Origin of the sequence: Acinetobacter sp. YH12135 (assembly GCF_013418565.1) — a bacterium.
GTDB lineage: Bacteria > Pseudomonadota > Gammaproteobacteria > Pseudomonadales > Moraxellaceae > Acinetobacter > Acinetobacter towneri.
Genome location: NZ_VPBU01000052.1, coordinates 1 through 1,033, shown reverse-complemented (window position 1 = coordinate 1,033; position 1,033 = coordinate 1). Strand labels below are relative to the sequence as shown.

The following is a 1,033-nucleotide window of genomic DNA, read 5'->3' as shown; positions in this document are numbered from 1 at the left end:
GTAACGTCTGATTTTTCCTGCCTGCTCAACTTCAATTAAACGTGCTTCCCAGTAATCTCCTAATGCTGGATTAAGTTTTTTGGCTCTTGCTGATATTGGCATCCTGATATGAAAATCATGTGGGGAATTCCGTTTAATTATGTCATAACGTAAATTATCTTTAGCTCGCATAAGCCAATGGCTTGATTCTCCACGTGTTTGCCACCCTATTAAAAAATCAGCAGAGAAATAAGCTCGATCAAACAAAGTAATACTTTGTGCTGGAGGAGATAATTGATTTGCTAATGTGAGTTCACCTTGATCCATACTGCCTATTTGGGCATCTATGATTTCATGAGTATTGGTATTCACTAGACACGTGGCTCTAACTTGTGGGTAAGGTGCTACAGCAGTTTTACCTTTAGATGAGCCAAAATGATTAAAATTCTCCTTGGTCAGTGGCATAGACCAAACCACCCCGTCAACAGCACATACACTAAGACCTTGAAAGCTTGAATATTGTTGTTGTGATTCATCAAACCATGCTTGGCTGATTAAGGAGAATAAGGCAGCTAAGGGTTCTCGACCTAAACGTTGTCGAGCTTGGACAGCTGCACTAGGAACACAATAATCTGTTGTACCAAACACGAGTTTTAATTGTTCTACCACATAGCTGATGGGTTGATTGCGAAACAAGGCAAGCCCAAGAACAAGCCAAACCACGTGCTCAGCAGGTAATTTTCTCCTTCTGATCGATGCCTTACCTGTTTGATGCAGGCTTGTTTCAATCCAATTTAAGTCAATAAGTTCACAAAAATGGCTAAGTGATGGGAGAGCATGTTCAAGAGTGGATTCTAAATGTTCAGATAAAGACATAAAAAAAATGAGCGTATTTACATACACTCATTTTTACTACATTTTTCTAATATTTGCTTAACTGACTGGCATTACCAGTATTGGGGCTTTTTTTATAGCAAATTCATGCGACAAGATTACATTTCGCTTAAACAATTTTCACTGAATTGGGCATAATAGAACGAAATTGATTTGATTG

At 38.4% G+C, this 1,033-nt stretch carries 1 protein-coding gene; it reads right to left on the bottom strand.

Annotation, left to right across the window (positions count from 1 at the left end; all coding sequences use genetic code 11):
* The coding region (locus FTU70_RS14250) for an IS4 family transposase (RefSeq protein WP_180060782.1) at positions 1 to 855 on the bottom strand (855 nt) is incomplete at its 3' end.
* Positions 856 to 1,033 lie beyond the last annotated feature (178 nt).